Below are 24,459 nucleotides of genomic sequence, written 5' to 3'. Positions count from 1 at the left end.
TAGATGCGAAAGCCGTCTCAGTTTCTGGGGCGGTTTTTTATGTTTTAGCTATCAAACTCAGAGATTAGTTTTATTAATTCGGTTACCTTGTTTATATTCAGCTTTTTATGGATGTTTTTTCGGTGGGCTTCTATGGTGTGAAAGCTTAAACCTAGTTGCTGTGCAATGGTTTTAGTGGTGTTGCCATTGGTTATAAGTGTTATGATTTCCATTTCACGTTTGCTAAGCTTATACTTCTCTTCAAAACTGATGTCTTTTTCGGCCTCACCATAGTTACCTCTGTCAAAAAACTCCCCACCATTTTTCACTATTTTGATAGTCGCCATTAAGAGTTCTATTGGTGAAGATTTTAAAATATAGCCTGAAATGCCATTGTCCTTCGCCATATCTAGGTGAATGGGGTCATTATTATTGGCTAGTATGATGGTCTTTATTTGAGGAGTGTTTGTACGAATTTCATATAAGAAATTCCAAATTTTTTTGCCCATGCTGTTGGCATCAATCAAAAGAAGAGCGGGGTCTTCATTTTTAATAATGCTGGTGGCTTGAGGGTTTGACATCAGTATACCTTTGCAGCTTAGTTGGCTTTCTGCGTTAAAAAGACTTTTAAGTGCTTCAAGGTACAAAAGTTGGTTACAGAGAACCATTATGTTAAGGGGGCTTATTTTGTCCATAGTTAAAGAGGTTTTAAATGGCTTTTTTGGCTTTAATGAATGTTAAAGCTGATTTGTGTCAATGAGAGTTATTGGGTATGAAAACTTTATACTAATGGTCTCTCTTTGTTTTTTTATAAGAAAAGTATATTGGTCTTTTTGATTTGTATATGGCATTTAGTGCTTAATTGCGAGATATATTATTCTAGCCTTAAGATTTATGTTCAGCCTTTTTAGTAAAAAAAATAGTCACGAAAACGCTTTCAATTTTTTAAAAACCGACATGCACTCCCATTTGATTCCTGGGGTTGACGATGGATGTGCTTCATTATCAGATTCTATCCATTTGTTAAATGGTTTGGCTGACTTGGGTTTTGAAAAAGTTATTACTACTCCTCATATCTATCATACTTTTTATAATAATGATAAAAGCACATTAGAAAAGCCCTTTCAACAAGTGCTTGGAGAGATAGGCATGAGTGTTCCAATGATTGAATTTTCTTATGCCTCAGAATATTTTGCGGACGAATTTTTTGAAAAGAAAATAGAAAACGAGGAGCTACTTTCTTTCGGCGATAACTACATCCTGTTAGAAATTTCATTTGTGGCCTATTCTCAACGCATTGAACATATCATTTTTGATTTGATGACTAAGGGTTATAAGCCCATATTAGCTCATCCTGAGCGTTACTTATATCTTCAAAACTCTATCAAAACATTTAGGAAGCTTAGGCAGCTAGGCTGCGAACTTCAGCTTAATACTAATTCGCTGGCAGGTTATTATGGGTCTGCTAGTCAAGAACTGGCTAATAAGCTTATGGACGAAAAGTTAGTATCTTATTTGGGTACTGATATGCACCATGAAAGGCATCTTACTTGCCTTCGGGAGGTAGGTAGCAATAAAAAAATAATGAAAAAGCTAAGAGCTTACGATTGGAAAAACTCATTGTTATAAAAGTTACCTATTAACTTAATAGGCGTTTTCTTCTCCTTTAATCATGTTGTAAACCGTCATTAGAATGATTTTTAGGTCAAACCAAAAGGTCCAGTTTTCAATATAGTAAATGTCAAAATCTATACGTTTTTGCATGGCTTCATTTGTTTTGGTTTCTCCTCTGTAGCCATTCACCTGAGCCCAGCCACTTATGCCAGGCTTTACCCAGTGCCTTATCATGTACTTGTCAATCAGGTCTTTCGTCCTAATATTATGCTCATGAGCATGAGGTCTAGGTCCTATTACAGACATTTCCCCTTTTAGTACGTTTATAAATTGAGGTACTTCGTCTAGGTTTGTTTTTCTTAAGAATGCTCCAATTTTAGTAATTCTTGGGTCGTTTTGAGTGGCTTGGTTAAATGCTCCAGACTTTTTAACATCTTGACTGTCTACTACCATTGACCTGAATTTATAGCATTTAAATTTTTTGCCATTTTCGCCCCAACGGTCTTGTTTGAAAAAGACAGGCCCTTTGGAGTTTAGCTTAATCAGAATGGCAATAATAGGGAACAGCCATGAAAAGATTAAAAGAAATACTAGGCCAGAAAATATGATGTCGAATGCTCTTTTGAGAAATAGCCAATGTGTTTGTTGCAAAGGTTCACTTCTTAACGTAATGAGGGGGTAGTTTCCAAAAAGCTGAAATTGAACCCTGTTTAGGTAGTAATTACTATAGTTGGGCACAAATTTTAATCTTACACCCTTATTTTCACAGCAATTATAAAGTCCTTGAAGAATATCTTTAGTCAAATGGTCAGTAGTGACAATGATGTCATCAATAATGATATCGGGATTGTTTTTGTAAAATTTCTCTAGTTCTTTAAGATCCGAAAATGACTTGTTATCTTCTTCGTTTGCAATGACACCCATGACTTTCATGCCATAGTGCGGGTTTTTTTCTATTCTACTTATTAAGTCATCAGTAATTTTATTATAGCCCACAAAAACCACATACCGTGTGTTGCCGCCACCCTGTCTAAGGTGAAGTAATGCCTTTTTGGTGAGGTAATTTTTAGTGATTAGGCATACCAGTATAGTAATGGAATAATAGAGTACAAAAGTACGGGCAAAGTGACTTTGATTTAGCAAGAAAAATAGTTGTCCCGCTATGAATACTTGTACCACTACATTTTGTAGAATTAAAAGGAGTTCTCCTACAAAAGTTTCTGTTCTGAATTCATCGTATAGGTTTGATATTTTTGTAGAAAAATACCAGCCAGATAGTAGTACTATCAGGATGATAATGTCAGATTCTAAAATGCCTCTCCCGCTTAATTGCATAGAGAGGAAGAAGCAGCCGGTCAGGAAGAGACCGTCTGTGACTAATTTTACGTATCCTACTTTTGTAATGGTTCTCATGGTTTTATATGCAGTAATTATCAGCTGAAATTAGAAATTGCCATCGCTGATTTTCTATTAAGTAATTAGTCTCTTTATAGGGCCAAGTAACTCCTCCATCGGTACTTACTCTAAAGTCGTACGACTCATTAAGTTTTAGTTTGTAGGTTTTTACTTGGCGGGTTTCTGGTGTGAATGTGGTAAGGTTTCGCCAGCTAGCTTTTCCTGCTGGGCTAAACTGTGCTCGCATTTCATTTGGAAGGCTTTCAGGGTTAAACTCTGTACCGTTTGGGCATTGAACTACAAATTTGACATCCACATAGTCTGGAGCGTCAAGTTTAAATAAGTCCATGATTACTTCGCTTTCTTCGCAGTTTTTTATGGGTTTTGACACCCAAAAAGGCTCATTTGAATTACCTCCATGGTAATTAGAGTAATCATAAAGTTCCACTATAAAGTCTTCAGACTCTTTTGGGATGTAGTTTACTTTTACCTTGTTTTGCCAGTTAATGTTGCTGTAAAGGGTTTTAAGAAGCTCTTTACTCTCGGCATCTTTCACTCTAGTTAGGTACTGGATATCTAGGTCGCTGTATTTGCTTATTACCGAAAGAGAAACTCCTTCTCTACATAATGCTCTAATAGTGCCTGTATACCAGTAGCCTGGTTTATCGATATTAAGGTTAATGTAAGGCCTGTTGCCTTCGTGGTTTACGTTCCTTTTGCCAAAGTGTGTTACTCTTCCATTGAAAGGATTGTAATGCATTAGATCTACTGTGCTCTTATCAAAGTCTTTTACAGTGAGCTCTAAGTCAATAAGGCTTGTCCAGTTTTTTGCCTCTTTATAATCGGAATAACCCTGAATGTAAAGACCGCCAGTAAATTCGGTTAGGTCAAAACTATAATCAAGTTTGTTCACCGTTTCATCATAAGGCTGCGTTGCAGCTCCTCCATTAGGAATATGAGATTGCCCCGTTTCATTATAATAATGAGCTAAATAATCTAAAGTTTTTGTTTCGGTGTTATTCTGTAAACTCGTCCATGAAGTGTTATCAGGGATTTGTCCATTTATTAGAATAGTACCATTTTTGTTAAGATAAGAATTTTTGCCTTTTTTCAGGTATAAACCAAGGCTTCCTTTTTGTGTTATTTCAAGATTAGCAAGTTTGGGATTACTTGAAAAATTGCTTCGATTTTCGATGTGAAATTCTTTAAGAAATGGCAAATGATTTTCGTTCGAATTAATCCTAATAGAGAAGTTAAGAGACGAATCTTTCGTGGGTGAAAAATCCTTTCTTAAGGCTAAGAATAAGTTGCCTTCTTCGTTGATTTCTAGTTTTTTATCATTGAGAGTGTTTACTATTAAATCTGCGTCTGGTCCTAGTAACTCAAAAGAAGTATTTTCAGGGTACTTATTCTCGTAGTCTCTTATATAGAAAGTGTATCTAGCATCTTGAATAGGCTCTTTAAAGCCCAAGTTTATATTCTCAAAGGGATTAGTGCACGCTTGCGTTAATGTGCATATTATGAGTGTATTGATAATGTATAAAGTCCTTTTCATTTCTGACTTTTAGTCAGTCTGTAAGTTAGGTTCAGGCTCATGGCAGGGTAGAAGCTGTAGTTTCTCATGTTGTTTTCTATCTGCGGAATGGTCTCTTGGAGTGTAGTGGTTTCTAGAAAGCCTTCGTAGCTTAAGTTAAGCTTAGGACTGCCCATGTAAAAACTGGCTATTGTAGCGGTGACGTTGATTCTTTTGTTTGTGTTGTTCTTTCCTATTTCTAAGCCAATACCAGGTTGTAAAAACCACCATTTTAAAGCTGCATCAATTTGGCCGAAATCACTTGCCTCAATTCGAAGTCCATTAAGATCAATGCCATCTTTAGTGCTTAGGTTTAGCTGCCATTTTTGTTTTAAAAACATTCTGCTTTCAAAGTAGATAATTAGCCAATTATTGAGTGGCCTTTCGGCTTTTAATGAAACACCAAATGATTGAAAGTTTGGTTCAACTTTTAAGGACGATTCTTGTGCTAAATTTAGGCTTATAGCTTGCCTGAAATTCATTAGAAATAGACCGGCTTTTATGCTGATTTTTTGTTTCTCTTTAAGAGGTAATTTGTATTCGGTCTGAATTCCATAGGAACCTATGTTAAGTCCAATTTTGGTTTTGCTGCTTACCTTTTCCGTTTTAGTGAAATCTTGGGAAAGTACTATTGCTGGGCAAATGGAGAGTATAAAGAATATAGAAGTTGAACAAATAGTAATACATTTTAGCCGGTGCTTCAAAACTTTTATTGGAACCATTTTTGTTTGTTCAATACACATAGGGAAGCTTTTGTTATCAATTGACGTTAGGCTTCTTTTAGAAAATGGTTTTCTGTGTAATGTTTTTTTTAAGAATTTGCTGTTCGTATAGTACAAAATCAATATCGTACTGACCAGTGACTAAATTCTCGGAAAATTATCTTACTATTTTAACTTATTGACTTAAATTCAACCTGTAATCTGATTAAAAGAAAATACCATGAAAACAGAACAAGTACAAACCGAAAAGAATTGGGGAAGAGCCATTGTGTTAGTGGTTTTAATACTAGCCACTTTAGCTACCTTTTTGTGATTCGTTTTGCCAAAAACTGTTATGAAATTGTCGCAGTTTTTGGTCTAATTTATAATGTAATCTAAAACGCTCTGCTATCTTAAACCCTCGGGAGTATACGTACTCCCATCTGAAGTCTTCCATGGTGCGAAGTCTAAGCCTCTTTGATTCCAAAGAACCAGAAGGTGGAATCTTTATGGCTATGTTTGCACCTATGGTGGCTCCATTTTCTGTAAAGCTACCAAAGAAGCCTATCTCGGCTTTGCTAAATTGTCTTATTAAATCTAATCGAAAGCCTTTGTCCTCGTGTAGGAACTGACCTGCGGTGAGGTTTACTGATAAGTCATTTTTAGGAAATCTATAGGCTAGATTAGCTAAAGCTAACAGTTCTCTTAAGTCTGTGTATTTGTAAGATGTGGGGTATAGGTAATAGTAGCCCGTGTAAGATACTTCTGCTCCATAAGACCATTTTTTGTTAAAGTCCATGTGTTGGTACTCTACGTTTATACCATAGCGGTCGTTAAAGAAGAGGCCAATAGAGCTGGCAAAGAAATTTGAGTTTTTGCCGTGGTGAAAGTGATTTAAATACGTAGGGGCTAGGCGTATGTTTAATGGCTGCGGGTCTAAGTCGTTTATTAAGGGGAAAGTAACTCCCGTATAAAATGACAGACCTTTGCCTAATATTAATTGGGTATTTAACAAAATGTTGGTCTTGCTTTCTACGGCCTTATCTAGATTTCCAAAGATGGCTTTGAATTCCGGCTGCACCCAAAAATCAAGTTTGTACTGCTTGCCGAAAGGTTTTGTGTTTTTGGCTTTTGCTTTTTCAGGATTATAGCTAATTGTTCCATTTTGGTAGGAGTAGGTACCCATAGAGACCCCTTGAAATAGTGGTGAAATGCCTTTCATAGATGGATAGGCTTGGTGCACAGCTTCAAAATACTTAAACTGGTTTCTGTGAACACGCTGTTCGTATAAGAAAATTGAATCTTTGAGCTGTATGTTTTCTAATGATTTGAGCAGGCGGTCTTGTCCGAAAACTAGGGTAGGTAGTAAACTGAAAAGGAGAATGCTGCTAATTATATACTTCTTAATACTCATGGCTGTGCTTTAAGATTAGTAGCATACGAAAAACCAAAAGAGACTTGGTCAAAGTTTAATAGGCTTACTTGAGCATTTAGTTTTTTAAAGAAAGTGGCACTAACACCTGTGTTGATTTTTTGACCATCCCACTCCGCCATAATGTGATAGCTGTTGTATATAGTACATTTTAATCCTCCGAAAAGACCAATTAGGTGTTTGTTATAGTATGGACCATCTGATTTTTTTTGTACTGTTAATGCAGAGAAGATATTGCCATTATTTTTATTTTCTTCATCACGATATATAGTATAGGGGCTCCCAAATCCAATACTTGGTTTGAAGTAAAGGTTGTTTTTTTTGAATGTTTTAGAAGCGACTAAAACATGTGTTTGTAAAGCGGCGTCAATGGTGAAAGGGGAGGACAAGATTATTGCCAAGGCTGGTTTTTTGTCACTTTCTTTGATTATTTGGTACCGAAGATCTAATTGTCGGTCTCCAATGCCATCACCTTTTCTTACTTTTCCGTCTCTTCTTTGTTGAAGTAGTAGTAGGGATATTTGGAGTCTTGGTAGTAGGTTAATGTTTGTGTAGAAAATTTGCTCTGCCCAAGCTGTGTTTCTTAAGCTGTAATTGATGGGGTTATAAGTGTAGCCAATGTTCCATTCGCCATCTTGGCTCTCTTCTGCGGATGGAATATAGGTTAGTCCTTTTTTTCCAGATAGGTTTCTTTGGCCATAGCTGTAGATGTTAAGTAACAAAAGAACAACTATTAGTGAGATTGATTTGAGGGATTTAAGCATCCTGATTCTTTGGTTGAATAAAAAGGAGATGAAAATTCACCTCCTTTTCTTATCCATTTAAAGCAAATTGAAAACTCGCTTTATTAGTTAGAACCGCCTTGGTTATGGCATGATGCAGCAGCAGCGGAGGCTATGGCAGTTGCCGAATTTAAGGCAGTATTATAATTGGCTAAAGAAGTGGCTAAATCCGCATCTCTAGCAGCAGTGGCATTGGTTAAAGCTGTTTGTTGAACTAGATCGGCAGCTTTAATAGCAGCAGTTTCTGATGTGCTATAGCTAGCTAATTTTTTATTTAGAATTATGTTCACAATAAGCTTGAAGAAAGGAGATAACCCGTTCGCTTCGATGCTGGAAATCATACTTGCGGCTTTGGTTTCTGCAGCCGTTTTCTTATCCGACCATTTAGTAGTTATGGCGGCAAGACTGGCGGTGTGGGCCGTGCCAATAGCAGTTTCTCTCGTTGTATAGGTTGCGTTAATAGTGGCATCTTGAGAGGCTTTTGCTGCATCCAAAGTAGCCTTGGCCGTTGCAAATGATGCTTCTGCGGCATCAGAGCATTCGTCAGCTACGCCTAAAAGCATTTCGGTTAAGTTAAGTAATACAACTTCTCTTGGCGAGGTAGCTTTTCTAGCACTAACAGTTTGACCGTTTACTGTTGGTAGTACAGTAGTTGGTAGGAAGATATCAATGCTTCCTGAGGCTAAGATGGCGTCAATGTTGGCTTGTTGCTCATCAGAGAGTGTTCCACCAGAAGCGAGTGCAGCAGATAATGCGTTTGCTTCATCTTCGCTAACTATAGAGGCCATGGCGTCAGAAGTGGCGGTCATTTCGGCAGTTGTAGTTCCGCTAGCTAAAGCAGCGGCGGCAGCATCTTCGGTGGCGGAATCTGTAACATCGCCTTCTGTACTTTCTACAGCAGCTGGTTCTGTTTCTGTAACGGCTTCTACTTTGATGTCTTTGAATTCATCATCAAAGTTATAAACGATAGGCTCTTCTACAGCGTCGTCTTTACAGTTGGAAAGGCCAAATGCCAATAAGAGGCATAAAGCAATAAGGGGTATGCGAGTGTTCATTTTGCTTAACATGATTAAAGGAATTTAAATAAATGACTATATAGATTTGTGTATATTGATTATACGAACATATTAAAAAAGATTGTACTTTAAGAAGATTGAGAAGTTTATTTTAAGTTTTTAAAAATAGTCTTCAAAGTTCCTTAAGTTACTATAAGTAATATTGAAATAATCCAACTTTTTCACTAGCGGAAATCAGGTAAGTTACTGGTTTTGTTGAAGTTGTCTTAATTTTACGCTGATGTCTACTTTTCGTTTTCAGTCCTTTTTTATACACAGTTAAATTAAAGCGATTCGTGTTTTTTTTTGCCAAGTTTTTACAGAGGGGATATGTATTCTTGGGAGAGATTTCTATGAAAAAAACAAGTCTTTAAAGTGTTTGAGTTTTACCAATAGTATATACTCTAAAGCCTATAGCCTTAAGTTTTTCGGTCTCCAAAATATCTCTACCATCAAAAATATAGGCTGGCTTAAGCATATTATCATAAATTTTTTGCCAGTCATAATTGTTGAATTCATCCCATTCTGTTAACACGGCTACGGCATGCGAATCTTTGCAGGTTTCGTAGGGGTCTTCTGTTACAGTAACTAACGAGGTGTTTTTGCTACTTTCTCTTGTTCCTAAATAGTCTAGGTCAGTGTAAACTTGTTGAGCAGTTACTTTGGGGTCAAAAACAGAAAGTTCTGCGTTCTCATTCAATAAATGATCAGCTACATATATGGCGGCAGATTCTCTTGTGTCGTTTGTGTCTTTTTTAAAAGCCCAACCAAGGAATGCTATTTTTTTTCCACTTACCGTGTTGTATAGCGAACTGATTACTTTTTTAGCAAATCGACGTTTCTGGTGGTCATTCATAATAATTACTTGTTCCCAGTAATTTGCAACCTCGTTTAAACCATATGTACGGGCTATGTAAACAAGGTTTAGAATATCTTTCTGAAAACATGAACCTCCAAAACCTACTGATGCTTTTAAAAACTTTGGACCCACTCTACTGTCAGAACCTATTGCACGAGAAACTTCAATAACGTCAGCTTCAGTTACTTCGCATATCTCTGAGATAGCATTTATAGAAGAGACCCTTTGAGCAAGAAAAGCATTGGCGGTTAATTTTGAAAGCTCTGAAGACCATAAGTTCGTAGTTAGAATTCGCTCAGTTGGAACCCATGTAGAATAAATCTCAACTAAAGCTTCTACTGCAGCTTGCCCTTTTGGAGATGGGTCGCCACCAATAAGAACTCTGTCTGGGCTAAGTAAGTCTTCTACTGCAGTTCCCTCAGCCAGAAATTCTGGATTTGAAAGAATCTGAAAATTTATATTGTTTCCAGTATGGCTTAATATATCTTTTAAAGTGCTGGCGGTTCGAACAGGTAAAGTTGATTTTTCTACAATTATTTTATCTGATGTTGAAACTCGTGCTATTTGTCTTGCACAAAGCTCTATCCATTTTAAATCTGCAGCTTGACCTTTACCCTCACCGTATGTTTTTGTTGGCGTGTTTACCGAAATAAAAACCATATCAGCTTCTTGAATGGCCTCATCTACTTGAGTTGAAAAGAAAAGGTTACGACCTCTAGCTTCGGCTACTATATCTCCTAAACCGGGTTCGTAAACAGGTATATTATTAACATCGGTGTCATTCCAGGCTGCAATTCGAGCTTCATTTAAGTCCACTACTGTAACTTGAATTTCGGGACATTTTTTGGCTATTACGGCCATAGTGGGTCCTCCTACATAGCCTGCTCCAATGCAGCAAATTTTCTTAATTTTCATCGCTTGTTATATAAATTTTAATTAATTGTTTTTATTTAAAAAGTCATCTAGTGAATTTATTAGAGAGTCACTAGCGTATGAGTCTATTGAAAATAATGGCTCTATACTTTTTTGTGTACTTAGTGTTTTAATGTTTTCAAGGAAGGTTTTTTCCTCTTTAGCAACATAAACGTATCCTAACTCCGCCATCTTATTTGCAGTTGCCATTTGGTGCTCATTTCTATGTTCTCCCAAAGAAGCAATTCTTGGGAAAATAAGAATGGCCTTTTTGTTATATAGAGCTGATATGATGGTGCCCATTCCGGCATGGCTTACTATTAGCTCTGCATTTGTGAATAACTCATTAAAGGCTGATGGATTTAGGAAATCATAGACTTTTACATTTGATCCAAAAGACAGATTTGTTTTAGCTTGAATAACAATTTCTCCGTCATAGGTTTTTGAGAATTCGTCTACAAGTTTTAGTAGTCTATCAAATGGTTCTTGGGTTCCTGTTGTTACAAATATCATGACAGTATGTTTCCTGCATAGTTGATTTTATTCGTTGCTAGATGAGACCATTGAGTGTAAACACGAGAGCAGAATTTACTCGCTATTTTTCCACTCAATGAAAGCTTTTCCACATTAGCTATGCTGTCAAGCCAAATAGTTTGACTTCCATAAACTTTTGCCAAAAACAATGTAAGAAGGCCCGGTGCTGCTCCTGTAGTAATAACGCAGGATGGCTTTTCTAATCGTAGTATTTTTATTACTTGAAAGATGGCTTTAAAGACTCCTTTGATATTGTTTCTATTGAAATCAGGAAGCGTATAGAGTTTATTATCAACCATGGTTTGAAGTTCTGCATGTGTTGATAGAAATATAGTTTCATGTTTTTCAAATAGTGGGCGTAATCTTAAAAGTTGAACCCAATGACCTCCTATAGAGGCTACGGCTAGCATTTTCATGGTATATCTATTTGTTTTGTAATGCTTCTATTTCTAGCAATGCTGTAAAACGAGCAGTCATTTTTTCTGGTGTTAAATCTGCTACTTTAAGTAAGGAAAGGTTATGATACTTTTCCATGGCAGTATCTTCTGTCATAAGATATTTTATAGCTTCGGCCCATTCTAGTTCGTTGTTATTCGCCAAAAGGCCGGCATACTTATCTTCAGTGTCTATTTGAAGAAAGTTTGTAAAAGACGGAATATTACTAAAAACTATAGGCAAGCCGTAAGACATGGCTTCAATAAGAGAATTGCTTAATCCCTCATATTTAGAAGGGATTACAAATATGTCGGAGGCACGCAATAATAGACGTACTTGTTCTCTTTCTAAATCTCCAAGTAAGACTATCTTGTTTTCGACTCCGAGTAAGTTAATTTGGTTTGTGATTTTATGTCTCAAAGGGCCGTCTCCCGCCAAATAAAGAATGGCGTTGTCTACATGTTTCATGGTTTTTACTAATAACTCATGATTTTTTTGGTCGTGTAATCTTCCAACGCACGTAAGAATTACTTTGTCAGTAGCAATGCCGAGCTTTTCTCTTGCTTCCGCTTGAGAGATGGAAAGGTCAGCAGGTTCTACACAGTTATTTATGACGGAGAGGTTCTTTTTATATGATTCAGGATATTCAGAGAAGGCTTCTAGCCCTGCTTGAGAGTTGCATACATTAGATGTGTAGAAGCCTCTAGAACCAATAAACTTATCAAAAAAACGTACTACTTTACCATAGATTTGAGGAGGGTTTCGCTGTGAAGCTACTCTGTATTTTACACCTAGTTTTTTTCCGATATAAGCTGATAGAATATTTGCAAGCGGCAGAAAACTGATAATTCCTTCTGGTTTTTCATCTTTAACAATTTTATAAAGTTTTCTATAAACATTTAGATAGTCTAAGGGATTCTTTAAGTTTTCAGTTAAATATAATGCCCCGTCAATATCAGAATACTGTGAGATTACTTTTCTCAAATAAACGATTTTACTTTCTGGGTGACTTTTTTTTACCTCATTGAATAAAGTGGTGATCATCTTAGATGCACCTCCGTTGTTGGAAGAGTTAATTACAAATATGATTTTCATAGTAGTTTGAGCTGTTGGTTTGGAGATTTGAGAGGAGTTTAGGAAGGGATGCTTACTTATTTCCTAAATAAATATGTTTTGAAAATCCTTTGGTGTTGCAGAGTTATAAGAGGTCTTTATTCTACCCAAATTTGGGGCTAATATCATTGCACTGGCTAGGTTGTTAATATCATCTACATCTACCACATATCCATCTATTCCACTTTTAACAAGCCTATTAATTACCGGTACTGAATTGGTGGCAACTACGGGGGTTCCAAGGTATAGCGACTCTATAATTACGTTTGGTAAGCCTTCATTCCGTGATGGTAGAATAAAGCAATCTGCGTATTTCATATACACATAGGGGTTTGTACTGAATCCGTGAAATATTATATTGCTTTCAATGTTTAGATTGCTTGCTAGCTGCCAAAGTTCAGAATAGTATGAATTAAAACTACCTTCTATATCTCCGATAATGTGTAAAATAGACTTTGGCTGGATTGCAATGACTTGTTGGAACGCACTAATTAATGTATCTAAGCCTTTTACTTTACTAATCCTTCCCACAAAGACATAATTTACTGAGGATGTGTTGAATGGTGAGCTAGCTTGAATAAGCTTGGTTTTTATTTTTTCAGTATTAACAGGGTTTGCTAAAGTTACCACTTTATTACTATTCAAACGGAGAACCTTTACGTGCTCAGAATTCATTTCGTCAGTTTGAACTATAAGCTTACTTGCAAAGTGGTAAGAAAGGAACAAGCGTATTTTTTGAATTAGAGACTGTGTATGTAAGTAATTGTTTGCTCTAACTATAACCTTTATACGAAAGAATAGTATTGACGCAAAGCAGAGCCTTATATTTATGGGCATTAAAGATGAAAAGGCAATTTGCGGTTTCTCTTTAAGAAGAACTAGGAATATCTTAGAGGTAAGGAAATCTTTAAAGTATTTAACTTTAATAAGATGAACCGTTTTATCAGCTGGTATAAATTTAGCAATGCGTCCTAGGTCTTTTCCGATAACATAGAAGATTACGTCGTATAGTTTAGGGTCAAGAAAACCAGCAATATTTAATGTCATTAATTCGGCTCCTCCAGAATAAGAGTTTACGAAAAAAAGTACCTTTTGTTTTTTATTATGTTTTTTTGATTGATTCACATGTTTCACTTTTAAGGTTTTCTCAGAAGAGATGAATCTTAAAGACTCCTAATGTTTGAGTTAGATATTAGAGGTTCGGATTATCTTTTTTATATCAATTTCTTTGATTCGCTTTGCTGGGGAACCCGCTAGCATGATGCCATCTGCATTGAAACTCTTATTTACAGAAGAATTGGCAGCAATTGCTATGTTATTTCCAATAGTAATATCTCCAAATACTTTTGCTCCTGGACCTATATAGACATTATTGCCTATTTGTGGAGCTTTTTTGCTTCCACCTGAGGCTCCGATATTTGTGTCGGCATGAATTCTGCAATTCTTTCCAATTTTAGCTTTGGCATTAATAACAATTGTTCCATAGTGAACAATGGCAAGGCCAGGTCCAAAAACATTAATTGGAATTGAGAAGCCCATCCTCAAAGAGTACTTTCTAAATCTAATTTTAAGGAAAATTCCATATAACTTACCCCAAAAATCGGTCCTACAATTTTTATAATATTCTAGATGACGTAATTTCTTTTGAAATTTCCATATATAATTTGGAGCAATTAGTTCCTTAATTGGCGTTTTCCAATTGGTTTTAATACCTAAGGAATTCTGATCTTCAGTAAGGTATTCTAAATACTCTTTCTTGGATTGGATCATAGAGTATTTGGAGTTTTTTGTAATTGTATCATTTTTTTGAATAAAGGAGAGTAGGTATTCAGAGAAATTCTCCAAGTCTTCTTGCTGCTTTTAAGTTTATATAGTAAAGTCATTCAGCATTAATTTTTTCGGCAAGACTTAATACCTTTTATATAATGTTTTATAAGAGAAATTTTACTTTTGAATTTATTTGTATCAAAACTAGAGATATAATAAATGAGAAAACGATAGTTAAAAGAGATAGAAATATAGTGTCAAATTGAAATTTCAGATTTATAACTTTCATTACCCATGGGTGAATTAGATATATTCCTGTTGAAACCAACGCAATATTTTTGGAATTGATACTATAGCTTAATTTTAAATTCATGATATAAATAAATATTAAGGGGCATATTATTATTAATGAAAACAAGTTATCCATTCCCTCTTTTGAAAAAAGGAAGTTCAAGTAACTTTCGGTTGCTAAAAGTAATGACCCTAAAAATAGCGGAAAGGCAATTTTTCGAGGTTGTATTTTTTCAAGTAAATTTTTGACTCTAATTAAGTGTCCGATAGTAAAAAAAGGTAATCCTAGAAAAAGGGCATTTCGATAGGTGAAATTTTTATTAAATAGTTTATCCCCAAAAGAATGGTTTAAAAGATGATAGTTTCCTAAGTATTGAATACTTACTCCAATAACAAACAAAATTGATGCTAGAGCCAATAGTTTTTTTGAGCTTATATTTTTTATAAGAGATAACATTAATCCACTTATCAACATTGCTATTATGTACCAAAGATGATGGTGCCCAAATAACCCCTTGATAATTAATTGTTTAATATTTAAGCCATTATACCATAGAGGTAAATATATGATCATCCAAAGACAATAAAGTATCAGTATTTTTGAAGCCCATTTCGCTACTTTATTTTTCTCGATAGTGTATGAAAAAAAGTAGCCATTAATTATGAAAAAGATAGGAACGGCTATTCTAAATAAGCCCTGTACTGTTATATAAGAAAATGTCTCATTATATTCTATGAAAAAGTCACAGTGAATTAAGATAACCAAGACAGATAAAATAATTTTAAGTATATCGAGCGATATGTTTCTAGAATTCTGCATTCATTTAAATATTAGACAACTTTTTTTATTTTAATATTGACGCTGTCAAGAAATATCATTTTTTAATAAATGATATTAAGTGGTGTACTATATTTTCCAAATCATCATCTTGTTTTTTACGTATTAAGCGGGTACGATAAATAGCTTTTTTAATAAATTCTTCGCGAAGCTCTTCGCTTTCCATTTGTAAAATTCTCATTTTTATTTCACTTATTATTAGTGGGTTGAAATACAATGCGGCGTCTCCACATACTTCAGGAATGGATGCTATTGCTGACGCAATTACAGGAGTCCCTCCGGACATAGCTTCTAAGGGGGGATAACCGAAACCCTCGTTTAAAGAAGGGTATACGAAAAGGTAAGCATCTCTGTACAAGGAGCTTAGTTTGCTCTCGTCTACATAGTCTAAGAATTCAAATCTTGAATAATTTTTTATATGCTTTTGAAGTATTTTGGGTTGTTTAATTCCTGTTACGATAACTTTTCCCTCGAAATTAGGTCTTTCGGAAAAAATATTATCAAAGGCTTTTAAAGCTCTTATTGAGTTTTTTATCCATCTGTTCCCACTCACGAGTAAATAGTATTTTCCTCTATTTTTTTCTACGGTTGTAGTAAATGTGGATTCTATGGTTGATGGTGAATAAAACACCTGTAATTGTTTCTCTTTTAAACTAGGAATGAATGATAAAAGAGAACCTTTTGAATGTTGAGAAACGGTTACAAAATGTAAGTTATTCTGGCTGAAAGCTTTCCGATACCGTTTTCTTTCTGAGATGAACTCTCTTTTAGCTTTCCATTGATAGTAAAAATGGTATGGTAAGCTAAGTTTAGTTTCTTTATAGGCTACTTTATACTTATCAAAGGGCATCTCTAATACCCTTAAACCATGGATTGTAGCTATGTAGGTTATCTCATCTCCAATGATAGAAATATCTTTCTCTATTATTGGACTATAAATGATGGCATTATGCTCTTTGGCTGCATCTTTTAATGTTAGAACAGCAGAATCAAGCATCAATATATTATACTTTAAACAGGCTTCTTTAATAATGGGGTTGAGCCATTTTACTGAATTATAGTAGGCTATGATATTAGAAGATTTTTTTATTAATGCCTTAAAAACTATTTCCCCATACTTACCGCCACCATGAAATTTGGAATCACCGATTGGCTGTGTTTTGGTCAAATCAAATATTAGCTTCATTTATTTGAGAGTGTTATTGGATGGGTTAGTGATGTATTTTGGGGGTAGAATTAACTCAAAGAGACCAGGTCTGAATAAGTAGGCAGATAAGGAAAACAATAGCAAGGGTATGTATTGGGTAAATAATGAGTTATTAGTAGAGGCTAGTAGAAGAAATGATATACTTACAATAGCCGCATTATAAAATGTGTACCGCTTGAGATGTATTTTAAGGAGGTGTATGTATAATAAAGCGAACAAAGTCACGAATATTAATCCAAAAAGAATGATTTCGCATATCCAAAAGTTTTCTATTATCACAAGGCCCGCATTCTCTTGGATTAATCTAAAGCTATTCATGGAACGGCCAGTCAAAAACTCAGTTATTCTCTGATATTCAAAAATAGAAAATACATCAAGCCGTTTTTGCCCACTAGCTTCGTCTAATAGTTGGCTTTTAAATAGCCTGCTACCTAAGCCATGGAAAACAACTAAGTAAGATACCAGACCAGCGAAAGATGCCGTGCCAAAGTAAATGGAAAGCTTAGTGGGTAAAGATGTGCGTCTGTTTGATATAAGCTTCATTAAGTAAACTATAAACAAAAAGCAAGTAACAACAGTAGCGGCACGTGCATTGAATGCCATAACAGCCGCAAAGCCTAAGGCCCAAAAGAATAATTTATATTTGTCTTTTAATGAAGATATTATAATGAATGAATTTAATGTGGTTACGATTAAAGCGTTTGTTAAAGGAGCACCATGTAAACCGAAACTTCTAAATGAAGAACCGCCTTGCGAGGCATATACATGACTTTCAAAGGAAGTGTTAATCCATAAGAAAATATGACCTCTGATTCCATATTCTGTTATTGCAATACCGCATTCTACAATATAAAAGATTAGAATAATCTTGAGAATTTGATGGCTTAACTTTAAATTTTTTTTTAAAGCTAGCTGATTAGGAAGTAATAAGAGAATTATTGGAGTTATTAAGAGAATCATTGCACTTCTAACAGAGTCAGTTAAAATACCTGTGAAATATCTATAGACTAACAAGATTACAATTGAAAGAATAATGTAGATCTCTGGTTTTCTTTGTTTTAAAGTTTGGCCTAGGTTTTTTTCTAATAGAATAGAAAGTAAAGACATGGCTAATATGAAATAGAAAAATAGAAAAGGATCTACATGTATGGTGTTGAGCACATTGGCACCAATGAAAAAAATGAGAAAGAAAATAAGTCTTATCATCTTTTTAGTTTACGAATTATAAAAGTTTTAAGGACTTGAAGATCGGATTTTTCAATTCCAAATAGATATATAAAGGCGGAAGCGGATAATGTAGAAAATAGACCTCCAATTGTTAACTTGAAGATGTCGCTGCCTTCTAAATAGTATGAAAAAGTAAAAACGGTGCTAAAGACAGCCATTGAAACAAAAGCGATAGGTTTTACTACATTGGAAAGGTACCTTTTAAAGCTAGTACGAAGTTGTTTATTGATTTCTTGAATGGTGTAGAGCCAGTATAAGCTATCCATGGTTATAACTACTATTATAGGATAGTACGGGTTTTCAACGAGTAAAAGAACTCCGTAGGATATTGGTAAAGACATTAAGGTGAATATTCGTCCGTACAGTTGAATGTTTTTAATTTTTCCAGTAGCTGTTGCAATTTGGCTATATGGAATGGGCAACATCCAGAAGTAAGATTGTATGATAACTAATTTGGTATACATAGTGGTAAACTCAGGAACAGTGTTTAGCCATAACCTTAGAATATAATTGGTTTCGAGTAATAGAGGTAGTGTAACTATTAAAACCATGTAAAAGATATAAACAGTTGATTTTTCTGCCATTACTAGCATTTCTTCTATTTCTCCTTTAGCGTAAGATTTTATCAGTTGTGGCTTTATTGCTAAATATATATTATTAACAAACTGATTAATGAAACGGCCTGCAGTGGTGGCTAGCCCTCTGGCAGTGTTAATAACTGGCCCAAAAAATATATTAAGCAAAATGCTGATTCCCTGAACTCCCAAAGACCAAGAAATGGAGCCAAAGATGTTAACACTTACAAAGGAAAACATCTCTTTAAATAATGTGTTGTCCCAAAAAAGCTTGTATCGAGATTCCGGATAAACGGAGTAGCAATAAATAATGTGAACCAAAAGCACAGTGAACTGGATTACTAATAGTAATGCACCATAGAATATTAGTTTGTCAAAGTGGGTATTTGACGCTATTAAATATAAGATAGCTAATTTGGCGGTAGCTTCAAAAATGCTGAGATAAGCATAAATAGACATGTTTTCTCGGGCAATGATTACACTTTGAAAACAAACTTGATTTATTTTAATGAAGGCAGCCAAAACAGAGAATTGATAAAGCCATGAAGCGGCTACTTGCCTGTCTGCAGGAATATTCAGTTTTTCATTTAATAACCAAAGTCCAGCAGTCTCCATAATGATTACTATGCAAATGGAGAATAGGAAATGTATTCCTACGCTTTGAGCAAAGTAATTGTTGGTAAGCTTCAGGTCGTTTTTGCCTAAACCAATACTTAAATAGCGTTGGGAAGAGTTGGTAAGGCTAGAGGAAACAAACTCTAACATAAGTACCACCGAGGCCACCACATTAAATATCCCTAAATCTTCTACTCCTAAAGTGGCCAATAAGACTCTAGAACTATAGAGCCCAACGAACATCAGAAGGAACATTCTGACATAAAGAAACAAGGTGTTTTTAACTAACCGTTTGGTTTTTGAAGGCATTTGATATTACTAGAGGAGGGATAGTATTAAATTTAGACTTATGCTTTAGTCAATTAAACTGTTCTTGTTTATCATAATTTTTGCAAGAATACCAGCTACAGTACAGTTGTCTGGTATATCTTTTTTTACTAATGGCCCAGCATCGATAGTTACATTATTCCCAATTTTTAAGGGCGTTAAAAGAATGGTTCCAGTACTATATGTGACAATTATCTCTAATTGATATATCACTGTCCGTGTTAGGTTTCTTTGTACCAATTAGAATTAAGGGTAAGATGGTACAGTTTTTCCAACCTACCCAACTTTCATTAAATGTCCTAAACCAGGATGTACGAGGTTTAAACCAGCATCGGCTACGTTAACACCTACATACAAAGAGTATTTCAATTGAGTGTGTCTATATAGAAAACGCCAAAATCCTTTTTTGATTAATGAAATAGAATTTTTACGATTATTGTTGAAATGATACTCATAATGTCTTAGGAAGGTAATGAAAGCAACAATAGGTAGGCTTTCGCTTCCTTTAAACCAAAGACTAAGGAGGTTTTTGTTATTGAAGTTTTTAAAATCTTCTATTAAAAAATGCCTAAGTTCTTCTTTTGTTCTTATCATTTTTGGCGGTTCACTTTTAGAGTTGGACATAAGTAATATATAGCTTCTATATAAAAAGTAAGAAACTACTATCTACCTTATATCTATTTTATAGGATTCTCATTTGAGGTATACCATGAAATGAAGTTTTGAATTCCTTGATGTAAGGAAACTGTTGGTTTGTAACCAACTTCTTTTTCCAGTTTTGAGGTGTCTGCGTAGGTTTTATAAACATCTCCAGCTTGCATTGGTAAAAACACTTTTTTAGCTTCTTTGCCTAAAGCGTCTTCAATTTCCTGTATGAAGTCCATTAGTTTGACAGGAGAAGAGCAGCCTATGTTATAAATTTTATAGGGTACGCCTTTTGATTCTTCTGTAGGCTGAGGAATGCTGTCAGCTGCCAGTACCGTACCGCTTACTATATCTTCTATAAAAGTGAAGTCTCGCATTAAATCGCCATTATTAAATACCTTAATTTCATTATCGTTAGAAATGGCCTTGGCAAATAACATAGGTGCCATGTCTGGTCTTCCCCAGGGGCCATAAACAGTAAAGAACCTTAGTCCTGTGCATGGAATATCATATAACTTACTATAACTATGTGCCATTAGTTCATTAGACCTTTTGGTGGCAGCATATAAACTAATAGGGTTATCTACCCGATCTTCTTCAGAAAATGGGACTTTGTCGTTTTGACCATATACAGAGCTAGAAGAAGCGTAAACCAAGTGTTTTATAGCGTTATTTCTGCAAGCTTCCAGAATATTTATAAAACCAATGAGATTGCTCTGTAAGTATGAATATGGATGTGTAATGGAATACCTCACACCGGCTTGGGCAGCTAAGTTAATGACTATGTCAAATTTTTCTTTATCAAAAAGTTCAAATAACTCCTCTTTATCTTCGAGGTGCATTCTCACAAATTTGTAGTTCTGATATTTGCTACTTTGAATAGGAGAATGCCATTCAATGGAAGATTCTTCAATACCACTTTCTGCAAGGCGAGCGTATTTTAGTTTAGGGTCGTAATAGTCGTTAATGCTATCTATTCCTACTACGGTTTCTCCTCTTTTGAGTAGTACCTCAGAAAGGTGATATCCTATAAAACCTGCACTTCCGGTAATTAAAATTTTTGACATGGCTATAAATTAAGTAATTGAGTTTTTGGTAAGTTTTAAGAGGTGTGAATTGATTATTGTCTAGTATTAGGAAATAAATCTCGATGCTCCCTTTGTGAAAACAGTGTTTTGACCGAATTTATCTTTGTAATACTTTAACAGAAAAATCAGACGAAGCAAAATAATCTCATTAACAATCAAACGGAATTTGAAGGTTTTTTGCAATAAATTTTGATGAAAGTAGTGTACTTTCTTAGATAGCGGATAAATGCTTTTTTTGACTGTTTTAGCCTATGTTACGATTTAAACATGCTCCTTATCTTTTGAACCAAGTTTCGTTTTTTAGATTTTCCGTATGCTTGACCGTATCCATAACCATAACCATATCCATAACCATATCCATAGTCTTGGGAGTTTTTATAGTTAACGGCGTTAAATATTATGTTTAATGATTTAAACGTTCCTTTAGTCTTTATTCCTTTTATGTGCTCTAGGAAAGCTTTTGGTGTTTTCTCATGTCTAATAAGATAAAAGCATGCGTCTGCTAATGGTGCCATGAGTTCTGCATCCGTTACCATGGTGGTGGGCGGTGTATCTATTAATATATAGTCAAATGAGGGCTTGAGTACTTCTATTAGTTCGTTCAGTCTTCCATTGGCTATGAGTTCGGATGGGTTTGGTGGAACGGGTCCTGACGGTATCATGTATACGTTCTCCATTTTTGTCGGTATGATCAAATCAGCCTCGTCTGCTTTGCTAATCAGGAAGGTGGAAATTCCCTTAACATTAATGACTTCTAGGTATTCGTTTATTTTTGGTTTTCTCAAGTCTAAACCAAGTATCACCACTTTTTTATCTAATAGGCCAAGGGATGCTGCCACATTAGCTGTGACAAAACTTTTTCCTTCGCCACCTGTAGAAGAGGTGATTAAGATAGTTTTACATTTTTCGGCTTCACTTCCAGCAAAGAGGTATTGCATATTAGAACGTATCATACGCACCTGTTCTGATATAAAAGAGCGACTATGGACATCCAGTATTTCTCCTTTTTCATCATTTGGTTTTTGTCCTATTTCACCAAACACCGTTAGACCTACTTTGTCTTCTATTTCTTTTTTGCTTTGTACCGTGTTGGTCATTAGGTCTTTAATGTTAATAATGCCCGCAGGTATTATCAGCCCTAGTAACAGTCCTAAAAGAGCTACTATTTTCTTTTTAGGTTTGACTGGTTTGTCGGATGTATAAGGGAAATCTACCACACGGCTGTCTGTTACCGTACTGGCATAAGAGAGGGCAGTTTCTTCTCGCTTTTTTAAAAGCAGCAAGTATAAGTTTTCTTTTATGCTCGCCTGTCTTTTTATCTCTACATATTCTCTTTCTTTTCTAGGTATGGTGCTAATGGCACCTTCTAACCTAGCATTTAAGGCTTGTAAACTAGATTGTGTAACTAGCAAGCCAGACTTTTGGTTTCGGAGGTTTTCTCTGATGGCCTGTTTAATATTATTTGCCTGGGTATTGACGGTTTCTAAAAATGGGTTAGAGGCTGTAGTACTTCGTGATAATTGCTCTCTTTCTAATTCTAAACTAGAAAGCTGGCTTAAATAGGCGGTAAGTACGGGGTCATTGACCATTAAGGTTGATGGTGATATGGTGCCTATTTGGTTCGAAGCTAAATAGCGTTCCACACCGTCTAGCACTTTCAGTTGTATGTTTACCTCGTTTAATTTGGTGTCATTGTCTTTTACTTTTTCTAAGAAAAGATTGGCCTCTGTACTTAAGTCGGTAATACCGGCAGAGCGTCTGTATTGCTCCACGTCTTGTTCCACATCACCAAGTTCGGAGGTGATTAGTTTCAAACGGTCTTCTATAAAATTCAGCGTATTGGTAGCTTCACGGTTTTTATCTTCTAAAGAGGCAAAGGCATATTCGTCTAGCAGTTTGTGCATAATCACCTTTCCTTTTTCTGGTAAGGCATTTTCAGAGCTTAATTTAATAACGGTACTTTTCTGGTTTATTAATTCAGAACCTAAGCCTTCTATCATATGTGATACTAGGGCATCTCTATTTGAAAATTGTACTTTAATGAGTTCTTCTTTGTTTGCAAGAGCTTTATGGTTTTTGGCGGTGCTGTCGGCCTGAAATACGCGGAGTGAACCATAGGGGCTATCTACACGGTCAGAGTATAAAAACTCGCCCATTATGGCCTTGCTTTCATCTAGCATGGCATATTTAGAGCTATCTAATAGTTTTATATATAGAGGGTTACTGTAAGCGAATAGGTTTAACTCTGTTGCATTTATTTTTATTGGGGATTTGTCAAATAGTTCTACATCGCGTATGCTGCCTTCTTTCCAGTAACTCACGGTAAGATTAAGGTCATCTACCACTTTTTCTATTAACGAGCGAGAGCGTAATACCTCAATTTCGTTTTCCACCAGTTTGCTGCCGCTCATGATGTCTAGCTCTGCCATCATATCCATGCCAGAAGAGAGTCCTTTGTCTTCGTCTTTTACGAGTAGCGTGGCGGAGATTTCATAAATGGGTGTGGTATATCTCAAGTATAGATAGGCACCCGTTAAGCAAATGATAATGGATAATAGGAACCAATACCAATAGCGGAGATATTTGAAGAGGAAATTTCGCAGGTCAAAATCATCTTCTTGATCTTGCCAAATGTTAGTGTCGTTGTTCATAAAATGTGGTTTTGTCGTATTTACTTAAGGAATATGTTGAGTAATACGGCTATAGTGGTAGCTATACCTGTAAAAATGGGTACTAGCTGTACACGCTGCTCGGTACTGGTTACTTTTCCTTTAATAGGTTGTACATAAATGATGTCACCATTTTTTACATAAAAATAGGGACTTGAGAAAATCTCCCTATTTAGGAGACTTAAGGTTGCTATTTCACGTATGCCTTGGGCATCTCTAATGATGGTGACGCTGTCTCTTTTTCCATAAATAGATAGGTCGCCTGCCATGGCTATGGCTTCTATGATTGTGGTTTTGTCGTCTAGTAAATTATAGGTCCCTACTTTACTTACTTCGCCTAATACTGAGAATTTATGATTTAAAAATCGGACGTTTACGGCTGGTTCTTTTAAGTATTTTTCTACCTCTTCTTTTAATTTATCACTGGCCTGCATGAGAGATAGGCCTCTTACATACTGTTTCCCTATAAAGGGGATAACCACATTTCCTGTGGAGTCAACTCTGTACCCAAGGGGTTGTCTTGCACCCATAGCACCGCCGCTTTGTCCTGGGAAAGTAGACATTTGAAGCGTGTTTATGTTTTGAAAATTTAAAATTTCATTTGAAGCTTCATTTAAGCTGCTAACTGTAATGGCCAAAATATCACCTTGGTTTATTTTAGCTACAGGTACAGGGGGCGTTTCTAGGTAGGAGGGGTTTGAGGCAGTCACTCCTCCTTGGAAGTAAACAAACTTTGAGGTATTTACACAACCACTAGAAAAGGCTAGGGCTGTTAAAAATAGTAGGGGTAATAGTTTTTTAGTATTGGTCATGTTGTATTCAATAA

22 protein-coding genes are annotated in these 24,459 nt (G+C 35.5%); 1 reads left to right on the top strand and 21 read right to left on the bottom strand.

What is annotated here, in order from left to right; genetic code table 11:
• Window positions 1–44 precede the first annotated feature (44 nt).
• Window positions 45–674 carry a LuxR C-terminal-related transcriptional regulator gene (locus AC0L6O_RS18530; protein ID WP_473304463.1) on the bottom strand — a complete coding sequence of 210 codons (630 nt, stop codon included), beginning with the start codon at window positions 672–674 and terminating at the stop codon, window positions 45–47.
• 199 nt (window positions 675–873) lie between these two features.
• Between AC0L6O_RS18530 and AC0L6O_RS18525 the strand changes: the two genes are divergently transcribed.
• Window positions 874–1,608, top strand: coding sequence for a tyrosine-protein phosphatase (locus tag AC0L6O_RS18525; RefSeq protein WP_473304461.1), 735 nt, complete (start codon window positions 874–876; stop codon window positions 1,606–1,608).
• 15 nt (window positions 1,609–1,623) lie between these two features.
• On the opposite strand, the gene AC0L6O_RS18520 is transcribed toward AC0L6O_RS18525, so the two are convergent.
• From AC0L6O_RS18520 to AC0L6O_RS18425, 20 genes are all read right to left on the bottom strand, one after another.
• Window positions 1,624–3,006 carry an undecaprenyl-phosphate glucose phosphotransferase gene (locus tag AC0L6O_RS18520; protein WP_473304459.1) on the bottom strand — a complete coding sequence of 461 codons (1,383 nt, stop codon included), beginning with the start codon at window positions 3,004–3,006 and terminating at the stop codon, window positions 1,624–1,626.
• Window positions 3,007–3,010: 4 nt separating this feature from the next.
• Complete coding sequence (locus tag AC0L6O_RS18515) at window positions 3,011–4,543, bottom strand: hypothetical protein (protein WP_473304457.1); 1,533 nt, start codon at window positions 4,541–4,543, stop codon at window positions 3,011–3,013.
• Window positions 4,540–5,283, bottom strand: coding sequence for a hypothetical protein (locus tag AC0L6O_RS18510; RefSeq protein WP_473304455.1), 744 nt, complete (start codon window positions 5,281–5,283; stop codon window positions 4,540–4,542). Before AC0L6O_RS18510 ends, AC0L6O_RS18515 begins: the two co-directional genes overlap by 4 nt.
• A gap of 295 nt (window positions 5,284–5,578) precedes the next feature.
• Window positions 5,579–6,676, bottom strand: a complete 1,098-nt coding sequence (locus tag AC0L6O_RS18505) for a YjbH domain-containing protein (RefSeq protein ID WP_473304454.1) — start codon at window positions 6,674–6,676, stop codon at window positions 5,579–5,581.
• A complete protein-coding gene (locus AC0L6O_RS18500; protein WP_473304452.1) occupies window positions 6,673–7,458 on the bottom strand; it encodes a YjbH domain-containing protein in 786 nt (261 codons plus the stop codon). The genes AC0L6O_RS18505 and AC0L6O_RS18500 overlap by 4 nt, the downstream gene beginning before the upstream one ends.
• An 83-nt stretch (window positions 7,459–7,541) precedes the next feature.
• Window positions 7,542–8,531, bottom strand: a complete 990-nt coding sequence (locus AC0L6O_RS18495) for a hypothetical protein (RefSeq protein ID WP_473304451.1) — start codon at window positions 8,529–8,531, stop codon at window positions 7,542–7,544.
• A gap of 370 nt (window positions 8,532–8,901) precedes the next feature.
• On the bottom strand, window positions 8,902–10,305 hold the full coding sequence (locus AC0L6O_RS18490; RefSeq protein WP_473304450.1) for a UDP-glucose 6-dehydrogenase: 1,404 nt from the start codon (window positions 10,303–10,305) through the stop codon (window positions 8,902–8,904).
• Window positions 10,306–10,326: 21 nt separating this feature from the next.
• Window positions 10,327–10,815 carry a glycosyltransferase gene (locus AC0L6O_RS18485; RefSeq protein ID WP_473304449.1) on the bottom strand — a complete coding sequence of 163 codons (489 nt, stop codon included), beginning with the start codon at window positions 10,813–10,815 and terminating at the stop codon, window positions 10,327–10,329.
• Window positions 10,812–11,252, bottom strand: coding sequence for an oligosaccharide biosynthesis protein Alg14 (locus AC0L6O_RS18480; RefSeq protein WP_473304447.1), 441 nt, complete (start codon window positions 11,250–11,252; stop codon window positions 10,812–10,814). Before AC0L6O_RS18480 ends, AC0L6O_RS18485 begins: the two co-directional genes overlap by 4 nt.
• Before the next feature lie 7 nt (window positions 11,253–11,259).
• Window positions 11,260–12,366, bottom strand: coding sequence for a glycosyltransferase (locus AC0L6O_RS18475; RefSeq protein WP_473304446.1), 1,107 nt, complete (start codon window positions 12,364–12,366; stop codon window positions 11,260–11,262).
• A 63-nt stretch (window positions 12,367–12,429) separates the two neighbouring features.
• On the bottom strand, window positions 12,430–13,509 hold the full coding sequence (locus AC0L6O_RS18470) for a glycosyltransferase (protein WP_473304444.1): 1,080 nt from the start codon (window positions 13,507–13,509) through the stop codon (window positions 12,430–12,432).
• 60 nt (window positions 13,510–13,569) lie between these two features.
• A complete protein-coding gene (locus tag AC0L6O_RS18465) occupies window positions 13,570–14,229 on the bottom strand; it encodes a serine O-acetyltransferase (RefSeq protein ID WP_473304443.1) in 660 nt (219 codons plus the stop codon).
• 85 nt (window positions 14,230–14,314) lie between these two features.
• A complete protein-coding gene (locus AC0L6O_RS18460; protein ID WP_473304442.1) occupies window positions 14,315–15,262 on the bottom strand; it encodes an acyltransferase family protein in 948 nt (315 codons plus the stop codon).
• A gap of 55 nt (window positions 15,263–15,317) precedes the next feature.
• Entirely contained in the window at window positions 15,318–16,466 is a 1,149-nt protein-coding gene (locus AC0L6O_RS18455) for a glycosyltransferase (RefSeq protein WP_473304440.1), read from the bottom strand.
• Window positions 16,467–17,693, bottom strand: coding sequence for a hypothetical protein (locus AC0L6O_RS18450; protein WP_473304439.1), 1,227 nt, complete (start codon window positions 17,691–17,693; stop codon window positions 16,467–16,469).
• Window positions 17,690–19,147, bottom strand: coding sequence for an MATE family efflux transporter (locus AC0L6O_RS18445; RefSeq protein WP_473304438.1), 1,458 nt, complete (start codon window positions 19,145–19,147; stop codon window positions 17,690–17,692). The genes AC0L6O_RS18450 and AC0L6O_RS18445 overlap by 4 nt, the downstream gene beginning before the upstream one ends.
• 360 nt (window positions 19,148–19,507) lie before the next feature.
• Window positions 19,508–19,825, bottom strand: a complete 318-nt coding sequence (locus tag AC0L6O_RS18440) for a hypothetical protein (protein ID WP_473304437.1) — start codon at window positions 19,823–19,825, stop codon at window positions 19,508–19,510.
• 83 nt (window positions 19,826–19,908) lie between these two features.
• Window positions 19,909–20,943: an NAD-dependent epimerase gene (locus tag AC0L6O_RS18435; RefSeq protein ID WP_473304435.1), complete on the bottom strand. Its 1,035-nt coding sequence runs from the start codon at window positions 20,941–20,943 to the stop codon at window positions 19,909–19,911.
• A 275-nt stretch (window positions 20,944–21,218) separates the two neighbouring features.
• On the bottom strand, window positions 21,219–23,615 hold the full coding sequence (locus AC0L6O_RS18430; RefSeq protein WP_473304434.1) for a GumC family protein: 2,397 nt from the start codon (window positions 23,613–23,615) through the stop codon (window positions 21,219–21,221).
• 20 nt (window positions 23,616–23,635) lie between these two features.
• Entirely contained in the window at window positions 23,636–24,445 is an 810-nt protein-coding gene (locus AC0L6O_RS18425) for a polysaccharide biosynthesis/export family protein (protein WP_473304433.1), read from the bottom strand.
• Between the last annotated feature and the right edge of the window lie 14 nt (window positions 24,446–24,459).

It is taken from the genome of Arcticibacterium sp. GJ41-1 (genome assembly GCF_055808875.1).
This window is presented reverse-complemented; position numbering and strand designations above follow the sequence as displayed.

Excerpts from the sequence above, each read along its gene's own strand:
- AC0L6O_RS18530 (WP_473304463.1), bottom strand. The coding sequence starts at position 674 with ATGGACAAAATAAGCCCCCTTAACATAATGGTTCTCTGTAACCAACTT.
- AC0L6O_RS18525 (WP_473304461.1), top strand. The coding sequence starts at position 874 with ATGTTCAGCCTTTTTAGTAAAAAAAATAGTCACGAAAACGCTTTCAAT.
- AC0L6O_RS18520 (WP_473304459.1), bottom strand. The coding sequence starts at position 3,006 with ATGAGAACCATTACAAAAGTAGGATACGTAAAATTAGTCACAGACGGT.
- AC0L6O_RS18515 (WP_473304457.1), bottom strand. The coding sequence starts at position 4,543 with ATGAAAAGGACTTTATACATTATCAATACACTCATAATATGCACATTA.
- AC0L6O_RS18510 (WP_473304455.1), bottom strand. The coding sequence starts at position 5,283 with ATGGTTCCAATAAAAGTTTTGAAGCACCGGCTAAAATGTATTACTATT.
- AC0L6O_RS18505 (WP_473304454.1), bottom strand. The coding sequence starts at position 6,676 with ATGAGTATTAAGAAGTATATAATTAGCAGCATTCTCCTTTTCAGTTTA.
- AC0L6O_RS18500 (WP_473304452.1), bottom strand. The coding sequence starts at position 7,458 with ATGCTTAAATCCCTCAAATCAATCTCACTAATAGTTGTTCTTTTGTTA.
- AC0L6O_RS18495 (WP_473304451.1), bottom strand. The coding sequence starts at position 8,531 with ATGAACACTCGCATACCCCTTATTGCTTTATGCCTCTTATTGGCATTT.
- AC0L6O_RS18490 (WP_473304450.1), bottom strand. The coding sequence starts at position 10,305 with ATGAAAATTAAGAAAATTTGCTGCATTGGAGCAGGCTATGTAGGAGGA.
- AC0L6O_RS18485 (WP_473304449.1), bottom strand. The coding sequence starts at position 10,815 with ATGATATTTGTAACAACAGGAACCCAAGAACCATTTGATAGACTACTA.
- AC0L6O_RS18480 (WP_473304447.1), bottom strand. The coding sequence starts at position 11,252 with ATGAAAATGCTAGCCGTAGCCTCTATAGGAGGTCATTGGGTTCAACTT.
- AC0L6O_RS18475 (WP_473304446.1), bottom strand. The coding sequence starts at position 12,366 with ATGAAAATCATATTTGTAATTAACTCTTCCAACAACGGAGGTGCATCT.
- AC0L6O_RS18460 (WP_473304442.1), bottom strand. The coding sequence starts at position 15,262 with ATGCAGAATTCTAGAAACATATCGCTCGATATACTTAAAATTATTTTA.
- AC0L6O_RS18455 (WP_473304440.1), bottom strand. The coding sequence starts at position 16,466 with ATGAAGCTAATATTTGATTTGACCAAAACACAGCCAATCGGTGATTCC.
- AC0L6O_RS18450 (WP_473304439.1), bottom strand. The coding sequence starts at position 17,693 with ATGATAAGACTTATTTTCTTTCTCATTTTTTTCATTGGTGCCAATGTG.
- AC0L6O_RS18445 (WP_473304438.1), bottom strand. The coding sequence starts at position 19,147 with ATGTTCGTTGGGCTCTATAGTTCTAGAGTCTTATTGGCCACTTTAGGA.
- AC0L6O_RS18440 (WP_473304437.1), bottom strand. The coding sequence starts at position 19,825 with ATGATAAGAACAAAAGAAGAACTTAGGCATTTTTTAATAGAAGATTTT.
- AC0L6O_RS18435 (WP_473304435.1), bottom strand. The coding sequence starts at position 20,943 with ATGTCAAAAATTTTAATTACCGGAAGTGCAGGTTTTATAGGATATCAC.
- AC0L6O_RS18430 (WP_473304434.1), bottom strand. The coding sequence starts at position 23,615 with ATGAACAACGACACTAACATTTGGCAAGATCAAGAAGATGATTTTGAC.
- AC0L6O_RS18425 (WP_473304433.1), bottom strand. The coding sequence starts at position 24,445 with ATGACCAATACTAAAAAACTATTACCCCTACTATTTTTAACAGCCCTA.